This is a genomic window from Streptomyces sp. NPDC059455, from assembly GCF_042750115.1.
Lineage (GTDB): Bacteria > Actinomycetota > Actinomycetes > Streptomycetales > Streptomycetaceae > Streptomyces > Streptomyces endocoffeicus.
On the sequence record NZ_JBHYVB010000184.1, the window covers coordinates 19,524 to 23,011 of the forward strand.

General features: G+C 72.3%; 3 protein-coding genes. 2 read left to right on the forward strand and 1 reads right to left on the reverse strand.

The window, feature by feature from the left end; translation table 11 throughout:
* Positions 1–201: 201 nt before the first annotated feature.
* Positions 202–1,098: a L,D-transpeptidase family protein gene (locus ACFXB5_RS41685; protein ID WP_385218660.1), complete on the reverse strand. Its 897-nt coding sequence runs from the start codon at positions 1,096–1,098 to the stop codon at positions 202–204.
* Between the two features lie 131 nt (positions 1,099–1,229).
* Between ACFXB5_RS41685 and ACFXB5_RS41690 the strand changes: the two genes are divergently transcribed.
* Together ACFXB5_RS41690 and ACFXB5_RS41695 are read left to right on the forward strand one after the other, a co-directional pair.
* On the forward strand, positions 1,230–2,819 hold the full coding sequence (locus ACFXB5_RS41690; protein WP_385218662.1) for a methylmalonyl-CoA mutase: 1,590 nt from the start codon (positions 1,230–1,232) through the stop codon (positions 2,817–2,819).
* 139 nt (positions 2,820–2,958) lie between these two features.
* Positions 2,959–3,174: a hypothetical protein gene (locus ACFXB5_RS41695; RefSeq protein ID WP_037953453.1), complete on the forward strand. Its 216-nt coding sequence runs from the start codon at positions 2,959–2,961 to the stop codon at positions 3,172–3,174.
* Positions 3,175–3,488: the final 314 nt, after the last annotated feature.

Consider the following 3,488-nt stretch of genomic DNA (forward strand, 5'->3'; position numbering starts at 1 on the left):
GAGCACGTTCCCCCGGCTCTGCCCGCGCCGCCCCTCTCTTTTTGAGGGGCTCGGTTCGCCTCCGGGGCGCAAAAGTCGCTGTCGACGGTCGACCGTGCTCGGTCGCTCGTTCCTCGCTCCCTGCGCGCGCTCTCCCTTTCGACAGCGACGCGCCCCTTCGGCTCACTCGCCGGAAGACCCCAGCACCCCAGAGCGATAGGGCTACTTGTAGACCACGACCTTGTCGCCCGCCTTCACCTTCCCGAAGAGCGCGGCGATCTTCTTCTTGTCCCGGACGTTCACACAGCCGTGTGAGGCGCCGCTGTAGCCGCGGGCGGCGAAGTCCGAGGAGTAGTGCACCGCCTGGCCGCCGCTGAAGAACATCGCGTAGGGCATCGGCGTGTGATAGATCGTCGAGACGTGGTCCCGGCTCTTGAAGTTGACCTGGAACAGCCCCTCCCGGGTCGGGGTGTACTCCGAGCCGAAGCGCACATCCATCGCCGACACCACCCGGCCGTTGACCATCCAGGCCAGGGTGCGGCTGGTCTTGCTGATGCACAGCACCCGGCCGGTCAGGCACCGCGGGTCCGGCTTGGCCAGCGGAAGGGTGGTCGGCGGGTAGAGCTCGTCGCGGGTGGGCGGCTTCGTCGCCGAGCGCAGTGAGGTCCAGGTGCGCCGGCTCACCGAGCCGGTGGCCGTGAGGCCGTGGCCCCGCTGGTACGCGCTGACCGACGCCTGTGTGATCGTGCCGAAGTACCCGGTCGGGTTCCGGTGGAAGAGGCCGAGCGCGCGCAGCCGGGCCTGGAGCTCGCGCACCCGGTCCCCGCTGCTGCCGAGGGGGATCACCGGCGGGGCCACCCTCGGTGCGGTGCGCCGCGGCACGGCGGGGGCCGTGGTGCGTGGCGGGCGCGCCGCCACCCGCTTGGGCTTGGCCTTGTGGGTGTATGTGCGCTGCGGCCGGGGCGGTGTCTCGCGCGCGGGTGCGCTCGTACTCGCCCGGGCCGGGGGCCGTTCCTGCCCCTGGCCGTTCACGGTCGCCTCTCCCGGCCGGCACCCGGCGACCAGTGCCGCCGCCGTGGCCGTGGCCAGCGCGGTGCCGACCACCGCTGTCCGGTGCATCCGAACCCCTCCCCTGATCTTTTTGCTCTGAATGCTTCCCGGGGCTGCCGTGGGGCGAACATCGACGCATGCTGTGAACAGGGCCCCGTACCGGGAGAACGCCCGGTATCAGCCATCAGGAGGCGTGACCCATGGCGCGCGAGTCGGAGTCGGGATTCCCCGTCGAGCCGGTGTACGGGCCCGGCACGCTCAGCGGCTGGGACCCGGCCGGGCGGCTGGGCGAGCCGGGGGAGTACCCCTTCACGCGCGGGGTCCATCCGACGATGTACACCGGCCGCCCCTGGACGATGCGGCAGTACGCGGGGTTCGGCACCGCCGCCGAGTCCAACGCCCGCTACCGGCAGTTGATCGAGCACGGCACCACCGGGCTGTCGGTGGCCTTCGACCTGCCGACCCAGATGGGCTACGACTCCGACGCGCCCCTCGCGCACGGCGAGGTCGGCAGGGTGGGCGTGGCCATCGACTCGGTCGAGGACATGCGGGTGCTGCTGGGCGGCATTCCGCTGGACCGGGTCTCGACCTCCATGACCATCAACGCGCCCGCGGCCCTGCTGCTGCTCCTCCATCAACTCGTGGCCGAGGAGCAGGGCGTGTCCGGGGCCCGGCTGACCGGCACCATCCAGAACGACATCCTCAAGGAGTACATCGCCCGCGGCACCTACATCTTTCCGCCCGCCCCCTCGCTGCGGCTGGTCGCGGACATCTTCAAGTACTGCAAGGCCGAGCTGCCCAAGTGGAACACCATCTCGATCTCCGGCTACCACATGGCGGAGGCCGGGGCCTCGCCCGCGCAGGAGATCGCCTTCACCCTCGCCGACGGCATCGAGTACATCCGTACGGCCGTCGCCGCGGGGATGGACATCGACGACTTCGCGCCCCGCCTCTCCTTCTTCTTCGTCTCCCGCACCACGCTGCTGGAGGAGGTCGCCAAGTTCCGGGCCGCGCGGCGGATCTGGGCGCGGGTGATGCGGGAGGAGTTCGGCGCCCGCGATCCGAAGTCCCAGATGCTGCGCTTCCACACGCAGACCGCGGGCGTCCAACTCACCGCCCAGCAGCCCGAGGTGAACCTGGTGCGGGTGGCCGTGCAGGGCCTGGCCGCCGTCTTCGGCGGCACCCAGTCGCTGCACACCAACGCCTTCGACGAGGCCATCGCGCTCCCGACCGACACCTCGGCCCGGCTGGCGCTGCGCACCCAGCAGGTGCTGGCGCACGAGACCGATGTGACGGCCACCGTGGACCCCTTCGCGGGCTCCTACGCCGTCGAGTCGCTGACCGACGCCGTCGAGGAGGCCGCCGTCGACCTGATGCGGCGGGTCGAGGACCTGGGCGGTGCGGTGGCCGCCATCGAGCGGAACTTCCAGAAGGAGGAGATCGAGCGGAACGCCTACCGGATCGCCCAGGAGACGGACGCGGGGACACGGGTGGTGGTCGGCGTCAACCGCTTCCAGCTGGCGGAGGAGGCGCCGTACGAGCCGCTGCGGGTGGACCCGGAGATCGAGGCCCGGCAGCGCGACCGGCTCGCCCGGCTGCGAGCGGAACGCGACCGGTCGGCGGTGGGGGCGGCGCTGTCGTCCCTGCGGAAGGCCGCCGAGAGCGAGCCGGGCACGGCCAATGTGCTGTACCCGATGAAGGACGCGCTCGCGGCGCGGGCCACGGTTGGCGAGGTCTGTGACGCGCTGCGGGAGGTGTGGGGGGCGTACAAGCCGGTGGACGCGTTCTGAGCGGGCGGCCGGCCGGCCGGATTACCGGGTTGCCGGGTCGCCACGGCTGGGCCGGTGGGCGGCTGGGCGGCGGGCGTCGGGGCGTCGGTACGAGCCGTTGCGCGGGGCCGTTGTCGGCGGGCTGGGTGACACTGGAGCCATGTCGTCGTCACCCCGCCGCACCTGCCCGGTCTGCACCCGAGAGATCGCGGTCGTCGGCGGGCGCTTCGCCCGCCATGACCCGCCGGGGCGGCGCTCCGCGTACGAGCTGATCTCCTGCCCCGGCTCGCGGCGGATCGCGCCGCTGCTCACCACTCCGCCGAAACTGTTCGGCGAGGAGGAGCCCCCGACCCCGGGCCAGCAGGCGCTGTTCTAGCCGCGCGTCAGCCTCCGGCCAAGCGGCCGGGCGCCGACGCCTTGGCGCGCCAGCACGCTGGGGGCGCCCGGCGGGTCTTGGCGCCTGCGGCGGGCTGTTCCCCTCCCCTCCCCGCCCCTTCCCGCAGCACCGATAGGCGGCTCCGCCGCGTGGCAGGGGCTCCGCCCCTGGACCCCTGGGGGGTACGGAAGACGCCCCGAAGGGCGCGGGGCTGTGTCGATGTGCGGCTCCGCCGCGTGGGCGCGACCAGCCACGATGGCGCCGCAGACGATCGACGGCAGCTCGCCCCTGGACCGTTGTCTTTTTAAAAAAAA